Source organism: Streptomyces sp. NPDC048612, from assembly GCF_043199295.1.
Classification (GTDB): Bacteria; Actinomycetota; Actinomycetes; order Streptomycetales; family Streptomycetaceae; genus Streptomyces.
Window position 1 is genome coordinate 81,062 of sequence record NZ_JBICVV010000012.1, and the last position, 18,721, is coordinate 99,782.

Consider the following 18,721-nt stretch of genomic DNA (forward strand, 5'->3'; position numbering starts at 1 on the left):
GGGCAGGGTTTCCGGACTGCTTCGCTTTACGTCCGGAAACCCTGCCCCCGAGGCCCGTCCCCTCCCGTGGGTGGGTGGGGAGATGCTTGGTGGGGGCGGGCGTTATCTCTCGGGTTCCCGTTGGGGGGTGCTCTCGCCCGGGTCCAGTGGGGGTGCGCTTACGCCGCAGTGGTAGGTGGTCTTGGCGTGGCAGGGCTCCTCGGCGCCCGGTTCGGGGCGTAGGGCGTTGGTGCGTACGGTCAGCCAGGCGATCAGGGCGCCGGCCACCAGGACGCCGGCGCACAGCGGCATGGCGCGCAGGAAGGCGGCGGCGAAGGCGTCCGGCGAGCGGTAGGCCTCGGGGCCGAAGCCCGCGAGCAGGGGCAGCGCGGCCACCGCCATCAGGCCCGCGGCCCGTGCCGCCGCGTTGTTGATGCCGCTGGCCAGGCCCGCCCGGTCCACGTCCACCGACGCCAGCACGGTCGCGGTGAGCGGCGCGACCAGCGTCACCATGCCCGCGCCCATGACCACCAGCGCGGGCAGCACATCGGTGAGGTAGGAGGCGCCCCGGCCCACCCGCATCATCAGCAGCAGCCCCGCGGCGCACAGAAGTGGGCCGACGGTGAGCGGGATGCGCGGTCCGATGCGCTGCCCCAGCTCGCCGGAGCGGGCGGACAGCAGCAGCATCAGCACGGTGGTGGGCAGCAGCGCGGTACCGGCCTGCAGCGCCGAGTAGCCGACCACGACCTGGAGCTGGAGCACGGCCAGGAAGAAGAAGCCGCCGAAGGCCGCGTAGACGCAGACCGTCACCGCGTTGATGGCGGAGAACTGGCGGATGCGGAAGATGGCGGGCGGCAGCATCGGATCGTCCTGCCGCCGTTCGACCCGCAGGAAGAGCACGCCGAGCAGCAGCCCGGCCACCGCGGGAAGGATCACTCCGGGCCCGGCGCCCCCGCTCGGCGCGGCGATCAGCGCATAGGTCACCCCGGCCAGCGCCAGCGCCCCCAGGACCGCGCCCCGTACGTCGAAGCCGCGGTGCCGGCCGGCCCCGCGCTCCCGGGTCTCCGGTACGTGCCGCAGCGCCACCGGGACACACACCGCAGCCAGCGGCACGTTCAGGAAGAACACCCAGCGCCAGCCGGGACCGTCCACCAGCCAGCCGCCGATGAACGGGCCCACCGCCGCGGCCACCCCGCCGAGCCCCGACCAGGCGCCGACCGCGCGGGCCCGGTCGTCGGGGTGCAGGACGGCCTGGAGCAGCGCCAGCGAACCGGGGGTGAGCAGCGCCCCGCCGACGCCCTGCAGCGCACGGGCCGCGATCAGCACCCCGGCGTGCGGCGCGAGCCCGCAGAGCAGGGAGGCCGCGGCGAACCACACCACACCGATCACGAACACCCGGCGCCGGCCGAAGCGGTCGCCGAGCGCACCGCCCAGCAGGATCAGCGAGGAAAGGGTGAGCAGATAGGCGGTGACGGTCCACTGGAGGACCGCCAGGTCCGCGTCCAGGTCCTCGCCGATCCGGGGCAGCGCGACATTGACGACCGTGCCGTCGAGCAGCGCCATCCCGGACCCCAGCACGGCCGTCAGCAGCACCCATCTGCCCTGGGCCGAGGCCAGCCGGACCGCGCCGGGCGCACTCGGTTCGCTCATACCGCGAGCATGCCCCGCCCCGCGCCCCCGCGCCCGCGCGGCACCGGACCGGCGGGCACACGAACGGACCCGGTACGCGCAGGGCTCCGCATCCCGGACGGATGCGGAGCCCTGTGACGCGGCGGCCGGCGGTACGGCCGTGCCGGTTACTTGATCTTGGTGCCGGTGGAGCGCAGGTTGGCGCAGGCCTCGGTGACCCGCTTGGCCATCCCGGCCTCGGCCAGCTTGCCCCAGCTGCGCGGGTCGTAGGTCTTCTTGTTGCCGACCTCGCCGTCGACCTTCAGCACACCGTCGTAGTTGCGGAACATGTGGTCCGCGACCGGGCGCGTGAAGGCGTACTGGGTGTCGGTGTCCAGGTTCATCTTGACCACGCCGTTCTCCAGCGCGGTGGCGATCTCCTCCGGGGTCGAGCCGGAGCCGCCGTGGAAGACGAAGTCGAAGGGGGCGGTCTTGCCGTACTTGGCGCCGACGCCCTCCTGGAGGTCCTTCAGCAGCTCGGGACGGAGCACGACGTTGCCCGGCTTGTAGACGCCGTGGACGTTGCCGAAGGAGGCGGCGAGCAGGTAACGGCCCTTCTCGCCCAGGCCCAGCGCCTCGGCGGTGCGCAGCGCGTCGTCGACCGTGGTGTAGAGCTCGTCGTTGATCTCGTGGGTGACGCCGTCCTCCTCGCCACCGGTCGGGGTGATCTCGACCTCAAGGATGATCTTGGCGGCGGCGGCCTTGGCGAGCAGCTCCTGGCCGATGGCCAGGTTGTCGGCCAGGTTCTCGGCCGAACCGTCCCACATGTGGGACTGGAACAGCGGGTTCTGGCCCTTGGCGACGCGCTCAGCGGAGATGTCCAGCAGCGGGCGTACGTAGCCGTCCAGCTTGTCCTTGGGGCAGTGGTCGGTGTGCAGCGCGACGGTGACGTCGTACTTCTCGGCGACGATGTGCGCGAACTCGGCGAGCGCGACCGCGCCGGTCACCATGTCCTTGTTGTACTGGCCGCCCAGGAACTCCGCACCACCGGTGGAGATCTGGATGATGCCGTCGCTCTCGGCCTCGGCGAAGCCCCGCAGCGCGGCGTGCAGCGTCTGCGTCGACGTGACGTTGATGGCCGGGTAGGCAAACTTGCCTGCCTTCGCCCGGTCCAGCATCTCGTTGTAGACCTCAGGGGTTGCGATGGGCATCTGTCCGCTCCTTGTGTATGCGGGTGTGCGTTCTTGGCCCTGACCAGGGGGCGAGGACTTCGCCGCTGCACATCTTCCCAGACGAGGCCTCTCGCTCCACATTGCCTGTCCGGCCGTCCCAGTCCGTGGGCGGCCGGTTTCACGTGAAACCAGCCGCCCCTGGACCAAGCCGCAGGTCAGCGCCGAATGCCCCGATCCGGCGTGCCCAGACGCCCGGCCTCAGCTCAGGCCGAGGTCACCCAGCTGGTAGCCCGTGATATACGGCAGCCCGGCCTCGGCGATGGCCGACGCAGCACCGCGGTCGACGATCGTCGCCACCGCCACGACCTCGGCACCCGCCTCACGCGCCGCCTCGACGGCGGTCAGCGGCGAGCCACCGGTGGTGGAGGTGTCCTCGACGATCAGGACCCGGCGGCCCTTGATGTCCGGGCCCTCGATACGGCGCTGCATCCCGTGCGCCTTCTGCGCCTTGCGGACCACGAAGGAGTCCAGCCGACCGCCGCGCGCCGCGGAGGCGTGCAGCATCGAGGTCGCGACCGGGTCGGCACCGAGCGTCAGCCCGCCGACCGCCTCGTAGTCCAGGTCGGCGGTGATGTCCAGCATCAGCCGGCCGACCAGCGGCGAGGCCTCGCCGTCCAGGGTGATCCGGCGCAGGTCGATGTAGTAGTCGGCCTCCTTGCCGGAGGAAAGCGTCACCTTGCCGTGCACCACGGCCTTGTCCTTGATCTGCTGCAGCAGCGCGCCGCGCACGTCGTCACTCATGCGCACGAGCTTATGCGGTGCCTCCGGACAGGCTCCGCCAGCTCCAGGTCATGGAGATCTCCAGCGGGTCGATCGGGGTGACCAGGCGCGGCAGGGTGTTGAGGCCGTTCGGCGGACCGGTCTGCGGCTCGGCACAGACCGCGGCCTCCTGCTCGTCGTAGACCACTGCCCATTCGGCGCGGCTGGTGAGTTTCAGCTCCAGACGGCCGGGCCAGGTCAGCGTGGCCTCCACGCCCTGCGGCATCCCGAAGCAGTCGTCCCAGGGCCCCGGCGTCGGCGGGATACGGCGGCCGGTGGGGAGGTGGTCGTCGCCCCGCTCCTCCTGCCACTCGGGCGCGAAGTCGAGGTGGACGTCCGGGCCGCCCTCCCCCAGGTTTCGCAGGAACCAGGGGTGCCAGCCGGCCTGCGCGGGGAAGGAGTCGGCGGTCGCCTCGACGCCCAGGGTGAGGGTGAGCGAGCCGCCGTCGGCGGCGAGTTCGACGAGCTGGGTGACCCGCCCCGGGTACGGCCAGGGCGCCGCCGGGTCCTGGAGGTCATAGACGAAGACGCCCTCCGTGGCGCTCGTCCGCGCCGTGCGCCAGCGCAGGTCGCGGCCGGTGCCGTGGATGGCGTGCGGCGCGGCGTTGAGGGGCATGCGGTGGAGTTCGCCGCCGTTGCGGAACTGCCCGTGGTCGAGCCGGCCGCACCACGGCACCATCGGGAAGCAGCCGTATCGGGGGCCCTGCCGCAGCAGCTCGGTGCCGCCGACGCGGAGGCTCGCGATCCGGCAGCCGAGGTCCGGCCGGACGGTCAGTTCGGTGTCTCCGGCGGCCAGTCGCACGCCCTCCGGCGCCTGCGTCCGCTCCGTGCGCTGCGTGGTGTTGTCGGTGCTCACGAAGCCGAGCCTAGGCCGTGCCCCATGCGACGTGCGGATGCCGTCCCCCACGCGTACCCGAAGCCCCGGGAAAACGCCCGCCCGCACCAGCCGCCACCCGCCTCGTGGGAGCCGTGTGGACCGGGGCCGTACGGGCACGGTCGCCGTGGACCGCGCCCGCGTCACCGCCCCGGTTCAGCGGCGACGGCGCAGCACCCGGCCGACGACCACCGCGGACGCCAGCACCAGCGCGGCCGCGGGCGCCGCCCAGCGCAGGGTCGCCGAGGGACCGCCCGACTCGGGCGCGGGCACCGGTGCGTACCGGCCGCGCGGCGGGGCGTGGTCGACCTCTTCGGCGCTGCGCCCGATCATCGTGCGGCGGGCGTGCGCGGCCTCGGCGGGGGCGAGCCGGTCCGGCTCGTCGCCGTAGTCGTGCCCGGGGTGCGCGGGGAACGCGTCCGCCCCCTCGCCCGCGTCGAGGTCCGCCGCCGCGTCCTCGTCCTCGTCGCTGCCCGGGTCCAGGGACGGCGGCGGCACCTCGGTGTCGAACACCCCGGTCCGGGCCACCTCCTCGGTGTCGTCGGCCGCTCCGGCGTCCTCGGCCGCTCCGCCATCGGCCGGGCCGGCGCTACCAGCCACCGGCCGTCGCCGCAGGTCCGCCGCCAGGTTCTCCGCGAAGCGGTCCAGCAGCCGGCGGCCCACCGAGGCGGCGGACCGGTCGGTGGCCTCGGCGAGGCGGCCGTCGCGGTGGACCGTGCCGGAGCAGCGCAGCGTCGTACCGGGACCGGGGTCGGTGGCCGGGACGAGCCGTACGACGAGGGTCAGCGCGACCGTCCCGTCGCCCCGCGCCTCGGTCCCCTTCGCCTCGACGGTCACCGGGGCGGCCGCACCGTCGTCGCCGGACACGCCGTCGCCCGACGCGTCGTCACCGGGCCCGCCGTCGGCGCCGACCGTCAGGGTGCCGCGATAGGTGATGGTGGAGCTTCCGATACGCAGCCGCAGCCGGCCCTTGGGACAGTCGGGGGCCGCATCGGCGTCGAGCTGGACTCCCGGGACACAGCGCGCCACCCGCTCCGGCTCGATGAGCGCCTGCCGCACGGTCCCGACGGGAAACGGAACGTACACCTCATGCTCCATGACATGGGAGCCTACCCAGCGCCCGCGACCCCGTGCCCGCCCAGGCGGAATTTCCGGCACCGGCCGGAAACCGCCCCCACTGCCCGCCGCCCGCCCGGCACCCTCCCATGGCCCGGCACGGTCGCACTCCGGGCCCGGCACCGCGCCTCACCGCACCACGCCCCACCCGCGGCCGCTCCCCCGGTCAACGCGATCACCGCGGTCAGCGCGATCAGTCGAGATACCGCGGATGCATCAGCGTCGACGCCGGCAGCCCGCCCCGCCGGTCACGGCTCTCCGCGCGCCGGCCGTCCCGCAGCTCCCCGGCACTGAGGCCGGTCAGCGGGGGCGCGTCGGGGGCCAGGCCGAACGACGGCCGGTGCCGTGCGGCCAGCACGAAGCCCCAGTAGCGGGTGCCGTCCGAGGCGGCGGCCGGGACCGCGGCACCCCCGCGCGGTACGGGGCCCGCCGAGCGGTCCGGGCCGCCGGAGAAGGCCGCGGGCCGGCCGGACAGCCGGTACGGCACCGTCGCGAGCCCCACCGAGCGGACCGTCGACTCCACCGTCCAGTACAGGCGGGCGCGCTCGACCGGCGGCCCGGCATGCACCACCAGTCGTCCGTCGCGGGCCAGCAACCGCGCCGCGAGGCCGTAGAACTCCTGCGAGTAGAGCTTGGTGCTCGCGGTGATCCCGGGATCGGGGAGGTCGGAGACGATGACGTCGTACGACGCCGCCCGCCGCCCGCCGCCGCTGCCGTCCTGCCACCGCAGCCAGTCGAAGGCGTCGGCGGTCACCACCCGCACCCGGGGATCGGCGAGCGAACGCCGGTTGAGGCGGGTGAGACCGGGGTCGGTGCGCGCCAACCGCAGCACGCCGGGGTCGAGTTCGACGACGGTCACCGAGCGGACCGCGCGGTAGCGGAGGATCTCGCGCACCGCGAGGCCGTCACCCCCGCCGAGCACCAGCACCCGGCCGTGCGGGCCGCCCGCCATCGCCGGGTGCACCAGCGCTTCGTGGTAGCGGAACTCGGTCTCCGCGCTGACCCGGAGGCGTCCGTCGAGATACAGCTCCAGCGGTCCGCCGGAACCTTTCCTCCCGCGCCCCGCACCGGCTCCGTCACCCGTCCCGCCGGTCATCACCACCTCCTGGACGCCGGTCTGCACCGCGACCCTGGCCGAGGCGCCGTAGACCGCCAGCCGGGCGGCCCGCTCGAACGGCGTGGCCAGCACCGCGCCCGTCGCGAGCAGCACGAGGACCAGGGCGTTGACGCCGAGGAGGGCCCAGCGGGCGCGGGCCGTGAGGTCGCGGCGGAACAGCCACAGCACGAGCACGGCGCCGGCCACCGCGTTGACGGCGCCGGTGAGCAGGGCGCCGGTCAGCTGGCCGAAGCCCGGCAGCAGCAGAAAGGGAAAGGCCAGCCCGCCGACCAGGGCCCCGACGTAGTCCGCGGCGAAGAGGTCGGCGACCGCGCCGCCCGCGTCCTGCCGGCGCACCCGCTGGATCAGCGTCATCAGCAGCGGCACCTCGGCACCGATCAGGATGCCGATGGCCAGCGAGAAGCCGACCAGCGCGGAGCGGGACTGCCCGAACCAGGCGAAGCAGGCGTAGAGCGCCATCGCGGACGTGCCACCGACCAGCGCGAGACCGGCCTCCACCGCGCCGAAACCGACCGCCGCCCGGCAGCGCAGCCGCTTGGCGAGGAGCGCGCCGATGCCCATCGCGAAGACCATGACGGACAGCACGACCGAGGCCTGGGTGACGGAGTCGCCCACCAAGTACGTGGCCAGGGCGACCAGTTCGAGCTCGTAGACCAGACCGCAGGCGGCGCAGACGAAGACGACGGCGAGGACGAGCAGCCGGCCCAGCCCGGCCGGCACCGGCAGCAGCGCCGGCAGCAGGGCGTCCGGCGGGCCGGCGGCGCCGGTGCGAGCGGACTCTGGCGGGTCGATCATAACGTGAACGCTACGTGACGGTTCTGTGGCGCTCCGTCACCCACACGAGTAGACCTCGGGGCCACACGCCCCAGTTGGGGCGTTCCCGAAGCGTGGGCCACGAGGGCGCTCCGCACCGCGCACGTCGCGCACGCCCCGCCCTCCGCGCCCTCCCGAACCCCCAAGCCCCCGGCGCACTCCCTTCGCGCCCCTCGCGCCCCACACTCTCCCGCGCCCTCCCGCCGACCGAACCGGTCACTTTTCGCCAGGGCGCGCTAGACCGCCGCGACCCTGGCCCGTACGCCCACGCGGGTACGGGTGGCCACCAGACGGCCCTCCTGCGGGTACGCGTGCCAGGTCCGCCAGCGCACCTGGCCCTGCTGGCGCTGCGCCAGCATCGCGGTGAAGGCGTGCGGCGAGCCGGGGAACGTACCGGCGAGCCCGTGCGGATGCTCGGCCACCAGCGCGAGCAACTCCTGCGCACGGCCGGCGAACGAGCCGCGCGAGAGGGTCTCCACATGGGCGGCGAACTCGTACTCCCAGTCCCCCAGCCGCTTCGCCACCCCGAGTGGCAGCGGCGTGCTGCTGCCCGGCATACAGGCGACCGTTTCGGAGCAGGTGCCGTGCTCCTCCTGGAGAAGCACCTGGTGGGAGGCGCCGAGCAGCCGCAACTGCACCTGCGCGTCCTGGAGTTGGAGATCGAGTACGGCCAGGGCGGGCAGGGGTTCCCTGCCCAGCGCCCAGGCCAGGTCGGAGGCACGGGTATCGGTGTACGCCGTCGTCAAAGTCGTGAGCATGGGTCGGCTCCGCAAAACACGCAGTGGAATGGTGGGCCGGCCCGCCCGAAAAGGATCAGTGATGTACAACTGCCTGCCGGCTCGCGCCCACGTGGGGTCGGAGAACGTGGGGGATTCTCTGGGGAGAGGGAATCATGAAAGCCCCGTCGCCCACAGCGCTTTTACCCATCTTCTCCGGGTTTCCATCCGCGCGGGGGCCTTGCAGTTCAGTTGTTCAACGACCAAGCGCCCGGGGGGTGTTGGCCCTTCGGCCAGCACCCCCCGGGCGCATATGCGACAAGCAACTAGCCATCCGCACATATGGAGTTGGCGCCGCGCACCGTCGGCGCGGAAGCCGGCGCGGTCGGCTCAGCTGCCGCCACCGCCGCCTCCACCGCAGCCACCCCCACCGCCGCCACCGCCGCAGGAGGAACCGCCACCGCACGAGGACCCGCCGCCGCAGCCACCGCCGCCGTGGTGCCCACCGTGGTGGCCACCGCCCGAACCCCCGTCACCGCCGGCCCACCAGCTGCCGCCGGCCCCGCTGGAACCGCCGGAGCCGCGTCCGCGACCCCCGCCCGAACCGCTGCGCGAGGCCAGCACCACCAGGCCGATCACCCCCGCGCAGATCACCACGAAGACCACGATCCCCATTTGCCTCACTCTCCTTTCATTCCCCCGAAGCGAGGCACTCGCTCCGTCCGGCGCCCTGTGCGCCGCTCCGGCGCCGCCCGGCGCCGTGGGCCGTCCGCGTCGACGGCCGTCTCATTTCCGTTGTGCGGGGCTGATGCCCCCGGCCCCGGCGTCTCAAAGCACAGTTGAGGAAGTCCAGAGGTTCGGCGCAGGATGGCGCCCATGGACCGACCGCTGCTCAACCGCCGCCTCGCCGAATTCGGCACCACGATCTTCGCCGAGATGTCCGCACTCGCCGTGCGGACCGGCTCCATCAACCTCGGCCAGGGCTTCCCCGACTCCGACGGCCCGGAAGAGGTCAGGGAGGCAGCGGTGCGCGCCCTGCGCGACGGCCGCGGCAACCAGTACCCGCCCGGCCCCGGCATCCCCGAGCTGCGCGCCGCCGTCGCCGCCCATCAGCAGCGTTTCTACGGCCACCTCGGCCTCTCCTACGACCCCGACACCGAGGTCCTGGTCACCGCGGGGGCCACCGAGGCCCTCGCGGCCTCCCTGCTGGCGCTGCTGGAGCCGGGCGACGAGGTCATCGCCCTGGAGCCGTACTACGACTCGTACGCCGCCGGCATCGCGCTGGCGGGCGGCCGCCGCGTCCCGGTGACCCTGCGCGCGGACCCGGAGTCCGGCCGCTACCGCCTCGACCTGGACGAACTGCGCGACGCCGTCACCGGCAACACCCGCCTGATCCTCCTCAACACCCCGCACAACCCCACCGGCACCGTGCTGTCCCGCGAGGAGCTCGCCGAGATCGCCCGCCTCGCCTGCGAGCGCGACCTCCTCGTCGTCACCGACGAGGTCTACGAACACCTCGTGTTCGAGGGCGAGCACCTCCCGCTCGCGTCGTTCCCCGGCATGCGCGAACGCACCGTCACCATCGGTTCCGCCGGCAAGACTTTTTCCTTCACCGGCTGGAAGGTCGGCTGGGTCACCGCGCCCGCGGAGCTGATCGGCGCCGTCCGCTCGGCCAAGCAGTTCCTCACCTACGTCTCCGCCGGCCCCTTCCAGTACGCCGTCGCCGAGGCCCTCGCCCTGCCCGACAGCTACTTCGCGGAACTGCGCGACGACCTGCGCGCCAAGCGCGACGTCCTGGCCACCGGACTCACCGACGCCGGCTTCCAGGTCTTCCGCCCCGCCGGCACCTACTTCATCACCACCGACATCCGCCCCCTGGGCCACCACGACGGCTTCGCCTTCTGCCGCTCCCTCCCCGAACGCATCGGCGTCGTCGCCATCCCCAACGCCGTCTTCTACGACCACAAGGACCAGGGCGCCCCCTACGTCCGCTTCGCCTTCTGCAAGCAGGAGTCGGTCCTACGGGAGGCGGCGGAACGGCTCGGCAAACTCTGACCGGGCCGCGAGCCCTGCCTCACTCTTCTGCGGCGCACCGTCGGAGCAGCCGGCACCGACAGCCTCCTCGCGTGCGCCGCAGAAGCAGCGACCAGTTGCTTACTGAGGGGCGACCGGCATGGCCTCGAAATCGTCGAAGAGGTAGGCATAGACCTGCGCGAGATAGGCCCGCAGCTCCCGCTGGTCGGCAAATTTCACATAGGTCAGGTCGAACCACTGCTCCACCGTCATCGGCTGGTTCGCCACAAGATGCTTCAGCCCCGCACGGATCGTGTCCTGATAGTCGGGCCAGGCCAGGTCGAACGTCTCCCGCAGCATGCCGAGGTCGTCGACCGCTTCGACGCCGAGCATTCCGGCGCAGAAGTTCACGAACCGGCGGTCGACGCCGGGAACGTCCAGCCCGAGGTCGGCCAGCGGGGCGGTGACCGGGTCATTCTCCTCGTAACCGCCCGGGTACGGGTAGAGCGTGGTGTTCCGCAGATCGGCCGCGCTCTCCGGACCGTCCTCGCTCTCCAGGTCCTGCACCGGGCGGTACACCCCGTACAGCAGGCCGCGCGTCGAGAAGTCCGCGTAAACGTAGTTCACTTCACCGCTGGGGCTGTACGGCTGCCTGGGGTCGATCGTGATCGCCGTAGCCTTTCCCAGGCATTCCTCGCCCTCTCCGTATACCGCCTCGAACGGCAGAATCGGCGAGAGATCGTGATGCTTCAGCGCCGCCTCACGCAGGGCGTCGTCCGCTTGGACCATGGCCTCCTCGGTGTCGAAGCGGCTCGCCCACGGGCCGGTGCGGGGCGGCAGTTCGTCGCGGATCGACATGAGCGTGGGACTCCGTCCGTGTAAGCGGGTGGCGCGGGGGATGGGGATCATGCGGGCGCGCCCTGGCAGCGCACCGGGCCGCCGTTACGCCCAGTACTTCTCGGGCGGCGGCGCCTCCGGATCGGGGGCCACCGGCGGCTCCTTACGGTCACCATAGAAGTAGTCGTAAAGATCCTGCAGGTAAGCGTACAGACGGTCATCCTCCCAGAACGACACTCCCGTCATCAGCGCCCAGTCCATCGAGCTGGCGGGCCGTTCGCTCAGCAGGTATTCCAATGCCTCCTTGAGATGCCGGGCGTACGGAGTCTTCCCGACTGCGCCTGGTTTCATCGTGTGGATTTCATCGATGAACTCGACCTTCAGCGCACCACTGAAGAACCCGGCCACCTTCTGATCCGAAGCATAATGAGGAATAACAGCATCCGGAAAGCTCATGCGTTCCTCTCCTTCTTGGGCTCAGGGAACATCGTCTTCAGCTTGTGCCCGCCCATGCCATCCGGTTCATAAAAGGCAAATAGATTCGCCCCGCGAAAATCCACCGGCTTATAGTTTACGGCTTCACCCGTCATGGGACGATCCGGATCTATGTAGAAACCGCGGAATTTCTCGTGGTGGTTCCCTTCGGGGCCCCAGGCATCCTCAGGCATGAATCGGAAAGTTTGCCGCCCCGGGTCGGCGGGGTCCAGCAAACTCCTGCTGTAGCGTTCGGCGTGCATGAATGCCTCATCCTCTCCAGAGCCGAATGCGGTGGAGAAGGCGTCACACTTATGCTTTTTGGTGGGGTCCTCCGCATCCAGGTAGGCATCTTCACCCAGCCGTTGCCTGGCATCGGGCCCGTGCGCCGGGTCCACCTTTTCCGTGGACTGCACATAACCACCTTCCAGCCGGTGGTATTTCGGCTTACCGTGATCGTCCTGAACGTGGTTATTTCCCCCGTCAAGGACCTTCGCAGGCATCCCCAGCCGCTCCTTCAACATCTCATCGGTCGGGTCCAGGTGCCTTTGCGGCCCGTGCCCCTGCTTGCGGAGGTCATCGACGCGCTCACCGACCTGCTTCTTGTACCCGTCCCGCAGGTCGTCCTCGTCGAGCACCCGGTCGCCGATCTTCAGGTGAACCGCATCCCGGTCGTCCTGGTGGCGCCGCATATTCTTGCGTATCGCCTCTTCGGCGTCGTTGATGTTCTTCCTGGTGATGTCCAGCCCGTGGCCGATCGACCGGTGCCCCTTGGCCATCGACTTGGACATGTCCGTGATCATGGAATCGATGATCGGGCGGACCGCCTTCTCCACGACCATGCCGAACCTGCCCTTGCCGAGCAGTCGGCCACGGGTTTTGGCGTCCAGGTTGCTGCTGAACCGCTCTACTTTCTCCGCGTGACCATGGGCGTCCTTGGCCGCCTTCGCCAGATTGTCAGGGTGGGCCTTGAACCCCTTGCTCATGCCGCACCCCCCGCAGCACCCAGCGCCGCGTCCACGCCCTTGAAGACAAGGCCGGATACGGCTTTCTCGATCTCGGCCTGGAAGGGCTCGATGGCCATGGAGACCAGTTCGGCGATGAGGACGTCCTCGATCTCCTGGATGACCTCTCTGATGATGCGTTTGCCGATCTCGATGGCTGCCGCCTCGGCGGCCGCGGCGAGGCCGAGCGTCGCCACGGTCGCGGCGGCCGCCGCCGCGATCTCGACTGCGGTGATGACCAGTTGGGCGATGACCACGCCCTTGGCCACGACCACGCCGACGGCCGCTGCCTCCAGCGCCGTGGCCAGCACTTCACAGCAATTGGTCAGGACCGTGTGGTGCTGGGCGGACCCTCCGCGAGCCCCTGGCCGAATTCCCGCACATGGCCGCCCCACGCCCGCAGTTCGTCCTCGTCGATGTCGGGCCATTCCAGGCCCATCAGGTCCATGATCCAGATGACTTCACCTGGCAGTTCGATGGACACCGCCGGCCTCCCCCTTGGCTCCGCGTCCGCTCAACTCCAGGCATACGGACGAGTGATGTACCGAGAACGGTTCCACGCGCGGCTGAAAATGATCAAGCCAGGAGGAAGTGGAGTGGCGCACAGAGCCGGAGTGGCGCCCCCGCCGACTGCCCCGCCGCAAACGCACACGGGCCCCGAAGCCGTTCGGCTTCGGGGCCCGTGCAGCGGGGTGGGTGTGGGACGGACGGGGCTCAGGCCTCGTCGTCACCCGGCTTCTCGTCGGAGTCGCCTTCGATCTCGGCCTCCAGGCCGAGCTGCTCGACGATCCACTTGTCGAACTCGATGGAGGCGCGGACCCAGCTGACCGTGCTCGACACGAAGTGTTCGAGCGAGACGCCGGTGCCGATCAGCATCGATGCCTCACCGATCAGACGGACCGTGCCGTCGTCGTGGGTGTGGGTGTAGGCCTTGGGCCACAGCGTCCGGCGGTTCCAGTCGTCGATCGCCTCCAGCAGCTTCGACTTCTCGTCGATGCCGTGCGGACGGTCATAGAACGTGCGGACGGAGAAGATCTGCTGCTCCTCCTCGCCCCGGAACATGAAGTACGTGCGGAACTGCTCCCACGGGGCGGCGAGGTCACCCTCCTCGTCGACTACGTACTTCAGCTCCATCTGGTCGAGGAGCTGCTTGACCAGGTCCTGGTCTGGCACGACGGGACCATCAGGCCCCGACGGCTCGGGTTCGGGCTGGCCCCCGAAATTCGGAATCGAGGACGGGTCGATGCTCACCGTGGAATTCCCTTCGTATGGTCCCTGCCATCCTCCCCCACATCCGCCCCGTCGTGGCAACCCGGACGGAGCGGATGCGGGCAAGGCGTCGCCCGGGGCAACGATCGTCGGGCCGGACGTGTGCCGGGGCCGCGGCCCCGGGCGCTCCGCCCCCGCCGGTCACCCCGCGGACCGTCCCTCCGTCTCCACCGACAGCCCGTCGCCGTCCACGTCGACCCGGACGGTGTCCCCGTCCAGCACCTCGCCGGACAGGATGGCGCGGGCGAGCTGGTCGCCGATGGCCGTCTGGACCAGACGGCGCAGCGGGCGGGCGCCGTAGGACATGTCGGGGGCGGGGGCGTCGACGACCGGCTCCTGGCCGAGCCAGGCGAGCCAGGTCAGGGCGCGGTCGGTGACGTCCAGCGTCAGCCGGCGGTCGCCGAGGCGGCGCTGGAGGTGGGCGAGCTGGATACGGGCGATCCGCTGCAGCTGGTCCGTGCCGAGCGGGTGGAAGACCACCACGTCGTCGAGCCGGTTGAGGAACTCGGGACGGAAGGACGCACGGACCGTCTCCAGCACCTTCTCCCGCTTCTGGTCCTCCTTGAGCAGCGGGTCCATCAGGAAGTTCGACCCGAGGTTGGAGGTCAGGATGAGGATGGTGTTGCGGAAGTCGACGGTGCGGCCCTGGCCGTCCGTGAGCCGGCCGTCGTCGAGGACCTGCAGCAGGATGTCGAAGACCTCGTGATGGGCCTTCTCCACCTCGTCCAGCAGGACGACGGAGTACGGGCGGCGGCGGACCGCCTCCGTGAGCTGGCCGCCCTCCTCGTAGCCGACGTAGCCGGGCGGCGCACCGACCAGCCGCGCCACGCTGTGCTTCTCGCTGTACTCCGACATGTCGATCCGGACCATCGCCCGCTCGTCGTCGAAGAGGAAGTCGGCGAGCGCCTTGGCCAGCTCGGTCTTGCCGACGCCGGTCGGGCCGAGGAAGAGGAAGGAGCCGGTGGGGCGGTCCGGGTCGGCGATCCCGGCGCGGGTGCGGCGCACGGCGTCGGAGACGGAGCGGACGGCCTCGGTCTGGCCGATCAGCCGCTTGCCCAGCTCCTCCTCCATCCGCAGCAGCTTCTGGGTCTCGCCCTCCAGGAGACGGCCGGCCGGGATACCGGTCCAGGCGCCGACCACATCCGCGATGTCGTCAGGACCGACCTCCTCCTTGACCATGGACTCCTTGGACGCCTCCTGCTCGGCCTCGGCGGCGGCCGCCTCCTCCAGCTCCCGCTCGACCCCCGGGATCTCGCCGTAGAGCAGCTTGGAGGCGCTGTCGAAGTCACCGTCGCGCTGGGCGCGCTCCGCCTGGCCGCGCAGCTCGTCGAGCTTCTCCTTGAGCGCGCCGACGCGGTTGAGGCTCTGCTTCTCCTTCTCCCAGCGGGCGGTCAGGCCGCGCAGCTCCTCCTCCTTGTCGGCGAGGTCCTTGCGCAGCTTCTCCAGGCGCTGGACGGAGCCGGCGTCGGTCTCGTTGCGCAGCGCCAGCTCCTCCATCTTGAGCCGGTCCACGGCGCGCTGGAGCTCGTCGATCTCCACAGGCGAGGAGTCGATCTCCATACGGAGGCGGGAGGCAGCCTCGTCGACCAGGTCGATGGCCTTGTCGGGCAGGAACCGGGAGGTGATGTACCGGTCGGAGAGGGAGGCGGCGGCGACCAGCGCGGAGTCCGCGATCTGCACCTTGTGGTGGGCCTCGTAGCGGCCCTTGAGCCCGCGCAGGATCGCCACGGTGTCCTCGACGGTCGGCTCGGCGACCAGCACCTGCTGGAAGCGCCGCTCCAGCGCCGGGTCCTTCTCGATCCGCTCGCGGTACTCGTCGAGGGTGGTCGCGCCGACCATCCGCAGCTCACCACGGGCCAGCATCGGCTTGAGCATGTTGCCGGCGTCCATGGACGAGTCGCCGCCGGCGCCCGCGCCGACGACCGTGTGCAGCTCGTCGATGAAGGTGATGATCTGGCCCTCGCTGGACTTGATCTCCGCCAGGACGGTCTTCAGCCGCTCCTCGAACTCGCCGCGGTACTTGGCCCCCGCGACCATCGCGCCCAGGTCCAGCGCGACCAGCCGCTTGTTGCGCAGCGACTCGGGGACGTCGCCCTTGACGATCCGCTGCGCCAGCCCCTCGACGACGGCGGTCTTGCCGACACCGGGCTCGCCGATCAGCACCGGGTTGTTCTTGGTGCGGCGGGACAGCACCTGCACCACCCGGCGGATCTCGTGGTCCCGGCCGATGACCGGGTCGAGCTTGCCCTCCCGGGCGGCCGCGGTGAAGTCCGTGCCGAACTTCTCCAGGGCCTTGTACGTGCCCTCCGGGTCGGCGTTGGTCACCCGCTGCCCGCCACGGCTGGCCTCGAAGGCGGCCAGCAGCTTCTTGGCGGACGCACCCTGCTGCCCCAGCAGCTCACCGGTGCGCCCGCCCTTGGCGGCGATGCCGATGAGGAGGTGCTCGGTGGAGACATAGGCGTCGCCCAGCTCCTTGGCGCGCTGAGTGGCGTCCGCGATGGCGGCGAGCAGATCGCGGTCCGGCTGCGGCGGGGCGACCGTCGAGCCCTGCACGCTGGGCAGCGCGGCCAGCTGGCGCTCGGCGCCGTTGCGGAGCGCGGCGGCGTCCGCCTCGACGGCGGCCAGCAGGTCCATGATGTTCTCGTTGTCCTGCCCGGCCAGCAGCGCGAGCAGCAGGTGCGCGGACGTCATGTCCGCATGCCCGGCGGCGATCGCCCGCTCATTGGCGGCGCTCAGCGCCTCCCGGCTCTTGTTGGTCAGCTCGGCGTCCACGTCCTCGCGATCCTCCTCGTCTCGTCCTGCACGGCCACAGTGCCCGGTCCGGACCCACTCCGGCCCTCATCCTGCACATACCAACGTGCGATAAGTTGAGTCTATTCCACTCAATGTTGTTTCGGGAGACCCGCCCACCCCACCCTCGCTCACTCGTGCGAGGGAATCCCGCCCAACGCGCCGTCACGGCCCACACCACCCGGCAACACTGGCCTTCGACCACAAGGAGGTGCAGCATGACGGCTATGGCACACGAGCCGATGCCCACGCAGGACGACATCCTCCTGGAAGGCTTTCTGGCGCTGGAGACCCCGACGGGTTTCCGGGCCGAGCTGATCGAGGGGGAGATCGCTGTGACACCGCCGCCGGATGGCGACCACGAGGACTACCTGAGCCTCGTCTTCGAGCAGGTGATGCAGTCGTCTGCGACCGCGATGCAATTCTCGGGGCACAAGGGACTCGTCCTCTCCCACGCGGCGGGCCGGCCCGCGGACCACGTGATCCCCGACGCCACTATCGCCCCGCGCGCGCTGCGCCTCTTCCGCGGCGCCCCTCCCTGGATGCCCAGCGACGGCGTTGCCATGGTCGCCGAGGTGACGTCGAGCAAGCCCTACAAGGACCGTGTTGCCAAGCGCCATGGCTACGCCCGCGCCGGCATTCCGCTCTATCTCCTGGTCGACCGTGACAAGTCGGCGGTCACACTGTTCAGCGAGCCGGAGGGCGAGGACTACCTCAACACCCACATCGCCCCCTTCGGCAAACCCCTCCCCCTCCCCGCCCCCTTCTCCTTCGACCTGGAGACCGCCGACTTCCTCTGAGCCCCGGGCCCCGAACTACGCTGGCCCCCATGGCCCACGACCTCAGCGCCCTCAGCCCGGAGTACCTCGCCTTCTGGGGCGAGTATCTGATGCCGACGCTCACCACGCTGCGTACGGACGGGACGCCCCATGTGGTTCCCGTAGGCGTCACCTACGACGCCGGGCAGCGGATCGCGCGGATCATCACCCGCAAGGACAGCACCAAGGTCAAGAACGTCCTCGCCGCCGGGACGGACGGCGCCACCGTCGCCGTGTGCCAGGTCGACAGGGGACGCTGGGCGACGCTGGAGGGCCGGGCCCGGGTGCGGACGGACGCCGAGTCGGTGGCCGACGCGGTGCGCAGGTACGCCGAGCGGTACGGCCGGACCCCGACGCCCAACCCCGACCGCGTCATGATCGAGATCGCCGTGACCCGGGCGATGGGCCGGGCCTGAGCGCCGGCCCGAGCCCCCGCTCCCCCCTCTTGCGCGCCTCCTCCGGCCCCCTGGCCGGAAACGGTCCCTCCGGCTCCGCTCCGGGCCACGCACCTGGTACTCAAGAGCGACGGGAACCGAACAGCTCCGCGCAATGACGGACGACATCGGACCTGTCCCCGGCAAAAGACAGCAGCGGGAGGCCGTATGGCGTCGGCAGTGAGCACCGTGACGACCGTTCCGCGCCGTCCGTCCGGCACCCCGCCGCGCCCCCGCGCCGAGCTCTGCCCGCGCTGCGGCGGCCCGCTCGCGGTCAATCAGGACGGCTGGAAGATCTGCCACGCCTGCGGCTATGCCTCGCCGCCCGGTACAGCCCCTCCTCCACGGGCCGCTCGCGGGGGTATCGTCGCCCCCACAGTCGCCACGCCCCGGAGGGCACGATGAACTCGGTCCGAGTCACGGCGATCGCCTGCCTGCTGCCGCTGTCCGAGCTCGACGAGGACCCGTTCCTGGTCGATGACCGCAGCCAGCACGACATGTGCAAGCAGTGGGCGGCGGCCCGTGACTACCACCTGACCTGCCGGCTCAGCCTGCACCGGCTGCGCGCCGACCACGGCGCGCTGTGGCGTGACGTCGAGGAGGGCCTGGTCGACGTGTTCGTGGCGCCCAATCGCCGGGCGCTGGAGACCGCCATCGCCGGCGCGGACGAGTTCACCGCGCGGTGCGCCGCGGCCGGTGTCCGCCTGGAGACCGCCGACCTCGACGAGCCGGTCTACACCCTGGAGAGGAAGTCACAGGTGCACCGGCGGCTGTCGATGCCGACGGCGGGATACAACGGCTGCTGAACGGGCGCGGGGCGGGCGCGAAGACGCGAGAAGGGCCGGGTCACCCCGGCCCTTCGTCAGCT

At 71.2% G+C, this 18,721-nt stretch carries 20 protein-coding genes; 5 read left to right on the forward strand and 15 right to left on the reverse strand.

Annotation, left to right across the window (positions count from 1 at the left end; translation table 11 throughout):
- Nucleotides 1-102: 102 nt before the first annotated feature.
- The 8 genes from ACGFN2_RS19910 to ACGFN2_RS19945 form a co-directional block, all read right to left on the reverse strand.
- A complete protein-coding gene (locus ACGFN2_RS19910) occupies nt 103-1,629 on the reverse strand; it encodes an MFS transporter (RefSeq protein ID WP_393362139.1) in 1,527 nt (508 codons plus the stop codon).
- Between the two features lie 146 nt (nt 1,630-1,775).
- Complete coding sequence (fbaA, locus tag ACGFN2_RS19915; RefSeq protein ID WP_362602230.1) at nt 1,776-2,798, reverse strand: class II fructose-bisphosphate aldolase; 1,023 nt, start codon at nt 2,796-2,798, stop codon at nt 1,776-1,778.
- Nucleotides 2,799-3,017: 219 nt separating this feature from the next.
- Complete coding sequence (gene pyrE / locus ACGFN2_RS19920) at nt 3,018-3,560, reverse strand: orotate phosphoribosyltransferase (RefSeq protein WP_362602227.1); 543 nt, start codon at nt 3,558-3,560, stop codon at nt 3,018-3,020.
- Between the two features lie 10 nt (nt 3,561-3,570).
- Nucleotides 3,571-4,434, reverse strand: coding sequence for an aldose 1-epimerase (locus ACGFN2_RS19925; protein WP_393362143.1), 864 nt, complete (start codon nt 4,432-4,434; stop codon nt 3,571-3,573).
- A gap of 174 nt (nt 4,435-4,608) precedes the next feature.
- Entirely contained in the window at nt 4,609-5,550 is a 942-nt protein-coding gene (locus ACGFN2_RS19930) for a carbon monoxide dehydrogenase subunit G (RefSeq protein WP_393362146.1), read from the reverse strand.
- A 211-nt stretch (nt 5,551-5,761) separates the two neighbouring features.
- Nucleotides 5,762-7,480: a polyamine aminopropyltransferase gene (locus tag ACGFN2_RS19935; protein WP_393362148.1), complete on the reverse strand. Its 1,719-nt coding sequence runs from the start codon at nt 7,478-7,480 to the stop codon at nt 5,762-5,764.
- 254 nt (nt 7,481-7,734) lie between these two features.
- A complete protein-coding gene (locus ACGFN2_RS19940; RefSeq protein ID WP_362602215.1) occupies nt 7,735-8,256 on the reverse strand; it encodes a DUF2617 family protein in 522 nt (173 codons plus the stop codon).
- A 348-nt stretch (nt 8,257-8,604) separates the two neighbouring features.
- Nucleotides 8,605-8,889, reverse strand: a complete 285-nt coding sequence (locus ACGFN2_RS19945; RefSeq protein ID WP_393362151.1) for a hypothetical protein — start codon at nt 8,887-8,889, stop codon at nt 8,605-8,607.
- Between the two features lie 201 nt (nt 8,890-9,090).
- Between ACGFN2_RS19945 and ACGFN2_RS19950 the strand changes: the two genes are divergently transcribed.
- Nucleotides 9,091-10,269 carry a pyridoxal phosphate-dependent aminotransferase gene (locus ACGFN2_RS19950; protein WP_393362154.1) on the forward strand — a complete coding sequence of 393 codons (1,179 nt, stop codon included), beginning with the start codon at nt 9,091-9,093 and terminating at the stop codon, nt 10,267-10,269.
- 99 nt (nt 10,270-10,368) lie between these two features.
- On the opposite strand, the gene ACGFN2_RS19955 is transcribed toward ACGFN2_RS19950, so the two are convergent.
- The 7 genes from ACGFN2_RS19955 to clpB form a co-directional block, all read right to left on the reverse strand.
- Nucleotides 10,369-11,085, reverse strand: a complete 717-nt coding sequence (locus ACGFN2_RS19955; protein WP_393362157.1) for a hypothetical protein — start codon at nt 11,083-11,085, stop codon at nt 10,369-10,371.
- Between the two features lie 84 nt (nt 11,086-11,169).
- A complete protein-coding gene (locus ACGFN2_RS19960) occupies nt 11,170-11,520 on the reverse strand; it encodes a hypothetical protein (protein ID WP_362602204.1) in 351 nt (116 codons plus the stop codon).
- Complete coding sequence (locus ACGFN2_RS19965; RefSeq protein ID WP_393362160.1) at nt 11,517-12,524, reverse strand: hypothetical protein; 1,008 nt, start codon at nt 12,522-12,524, stop codon at nt 11,517-11,519. The genes ACGFN2_RS19960 and ACGFN2_RS19965 overlap by 4 nt, the downstream gene beginning before the upstream one ends.
- Nucleotides 12,521-12,853, reverse strand: a complete 333-nt coding sequence (locus ACGFN2_RS19970; protein ID WP_362602198.1) for a hypothetical protein — start codon at nt 12,851-12,853, stop codon at nt 12,521-12,523. Before ACGFN2_RS19970 ends, ACGFN2_RS19965 begins: the two co-directional genes overlap by 4 nt.
- Nucleotides 12,854-12,867: 14 nt before the next feature.
- Nucleotides 12,868-13,026, reverse strand: a complete 159-nt coding sequence (locus tag ACGFN2_RS19975) for a hypothetical protein (protein ID WP_362602195.1) — start codon at nt 13,024-13,026, stop codon at nt 12,868-12,870.
- A 230-nt stretch (nt 13,027-13,256) separates the two neighbouring features.
- Nucleotides 13,257-13,793, reverse strand: a complete 537-nt coding sequence (locus ACGFN2_RS19980) for a YbjN domain-containing protein (protein ID WP_362602192.1) — start codon at nt 13,791-13,793, stop codon at nt 13,257-13,259.
- Between the two features lie 159 nt (nt 13,794-13,952).
- On the reverse strand, nt 13,953-16,583 hold the full coding sequence (gene clpB / locus ACGFN2_RS19985) for an ATP-dependent chaperone ClpB (RefSeq protein WP_393362164.1): 2,631 nt from the start codon (nt 16,581-16,583) through the stop codon (nt 13,953-13,955).
- 245 nt (nt 16,584-16,828) lie between these two features.
- Between clpB and ACGFN2_RS19990 the strand changes: the two genes are divergently transcribed.
- From ACGFN2_RS19990 to ACGFN2_RS20005, 4 genes are all read left to right on the forward strand, one after another.
- Entirely contained in the window at nt 16,829-17,401 is a 573-nt protein-coding gene (locus tag ACGFN2_RS19990) for a Uma2 family endonuclease (protein WP_362602493.1), read from the forward strand.
- Between the two features lie 29 nt (nt 17,402-17,430).
- Complete coding sequence (locus ACGFN2_RS19995) at nt 17,431-17,835, forward strand: pyridoxamine 5'-phosphate oxidase family protein (RefSeq protein WP_393362167.1); 405 nt, start codon at nt 17,431-17,433, stop codon at nt 17,833-17,835.
- A 186-nt stretch (nt 17,836-18,021) separates the two neighbouring features.
- Nucleotides 18,022-18,258, forward strand: a complete 237-nt coding sequence (locus ACGFN2_RS20000) for an NADH pyrophosphatase zinc ribbon domain-containing protein (protein ID WP_362602183.1) — start codon at nt 18,022-18,024, stop codon at nt 18,256-18,258.
- Nucleotides 18,255-18,659 (forward strand): hypothetical protein, encoded by a 405-nt coding sequence (locus ACGFN2_RS20005; protein ID WP_362602180.1) that lies wholly within the window; start codon nt 18,255-18,257, stop codon nt 18,657-18,659. The genes ACGFN2_RS20000 and ACGFN2_RS20005 overlap by 4 nt, the downstream gene beginning before the upstream one ends.
- The last annotated feature ends 62 nt before the right edge of the window (nt 18,660-18,721 follow it).

Coding starts and splice junctions, on each gene's coding strand:
- ACGFN2_RS19910 (WP_393362139.1), bottom strand. CDS start 1,629: ATGAGCGAACCGAGTGCGCCCGGCGCGGTCCGGCTGGCCTCGGCCCAG.
- fbaA (WP_362602230.1), bottom strand. CDS start 2,798: ATGCCCATCGCAACCCCTGAGGTCTACAACGAGATGCTGGACCGGGCG.
- pyrE (WP_362602227.1), bottom strand. CDS start 3,560: ATGAGTGACGACGTGCGCGGCGCGCTGCTGCAGCAGATCAAGGACAAG.
- ACGFN2_RS19930 (WP_393362146.1), bottom strand. CDS start 5,550: ATGGAGCATGAGGTGTACGTTCCGTTTCCCGTCGGGACCGTGCGGCAG.
- ACGFN2_RS19935 (WP_393362148.1), bottom strand. CDS start 7,480: ATGATCGACCCGCCAGAGTCCGCTCGCACCGGCGCCGCCGGCCCGCCG.
- ACGFN2_RS19940 (WP_362602215.1), bottom strand. CDS start 8,256: ATGCTCACGACTTTGACGACGGCGTACACCGATACCCGTGCCTCCGAC.
- ACGFN2_RS19945 (WP_393362151.1), bottom strand. CDS start 8,889: ATGGGGATCGTGGTCTTCGTGGTGATCTGCGCGGGGGTGATCGGCCTG.
- ACGFN2_RS19950 (WP_393362154.1), top strand. CDS start 9,091: ATGGACCGACCGCTGCTCAACCGCCGCCTCGCCGAATTCGGCACCACG.
- ACGFN2_RS19955 (WP_393362157.1), bottom strand. CDS start 11,085: ATGTCGATCCGCGACGAACTGCCGCCCCGCACCGGCCCGTGGGCGAGC.
- ACGFN2_RS19960 (WP_362602204.1), bottom strand. CDS start 11,520: ATGAGCTTTCCGGATGCTGTTATTCCTCATTATGCTTCGGATCAGAAG.
- ACGFN2_RS19965 (WP_393362160.1), bottom strand. CDS start 12,524: ATGAGCAAGGGGTTCAAGGCCCACCCTGACAATCTGGCGAAGGCGGCC.
- ACGFN2_RS19990 (WP_362602493.1), top strand. CDS start 16,829: ATGGCACACGAGCCGATGCCCACGCAGGACGACATCCTCCTGGAAGGC.
- ACGFN2_RS19995 (WP_393362167.1), top strand. CDS start 17,431: ATGGCCCACGACCTCAGCGCCCTCAGCCCGGAGTACCTCGCCTTCTGG.
- ACGFN2_RS20000 (WP_362602183.1), top strand. CDS start 18,022: ATGGCGTCGGCAGTGAGCACCGTGACGACCGTTCCGCGCCGTCCGTCC.
- ACGFN2_RS20005 (WP_362602180.1), top strand. CDS start 18,255: ATGAACTCGGTCCGAGTCACGGCGATCGCCTGCCTGCTGCCGCTGTCC.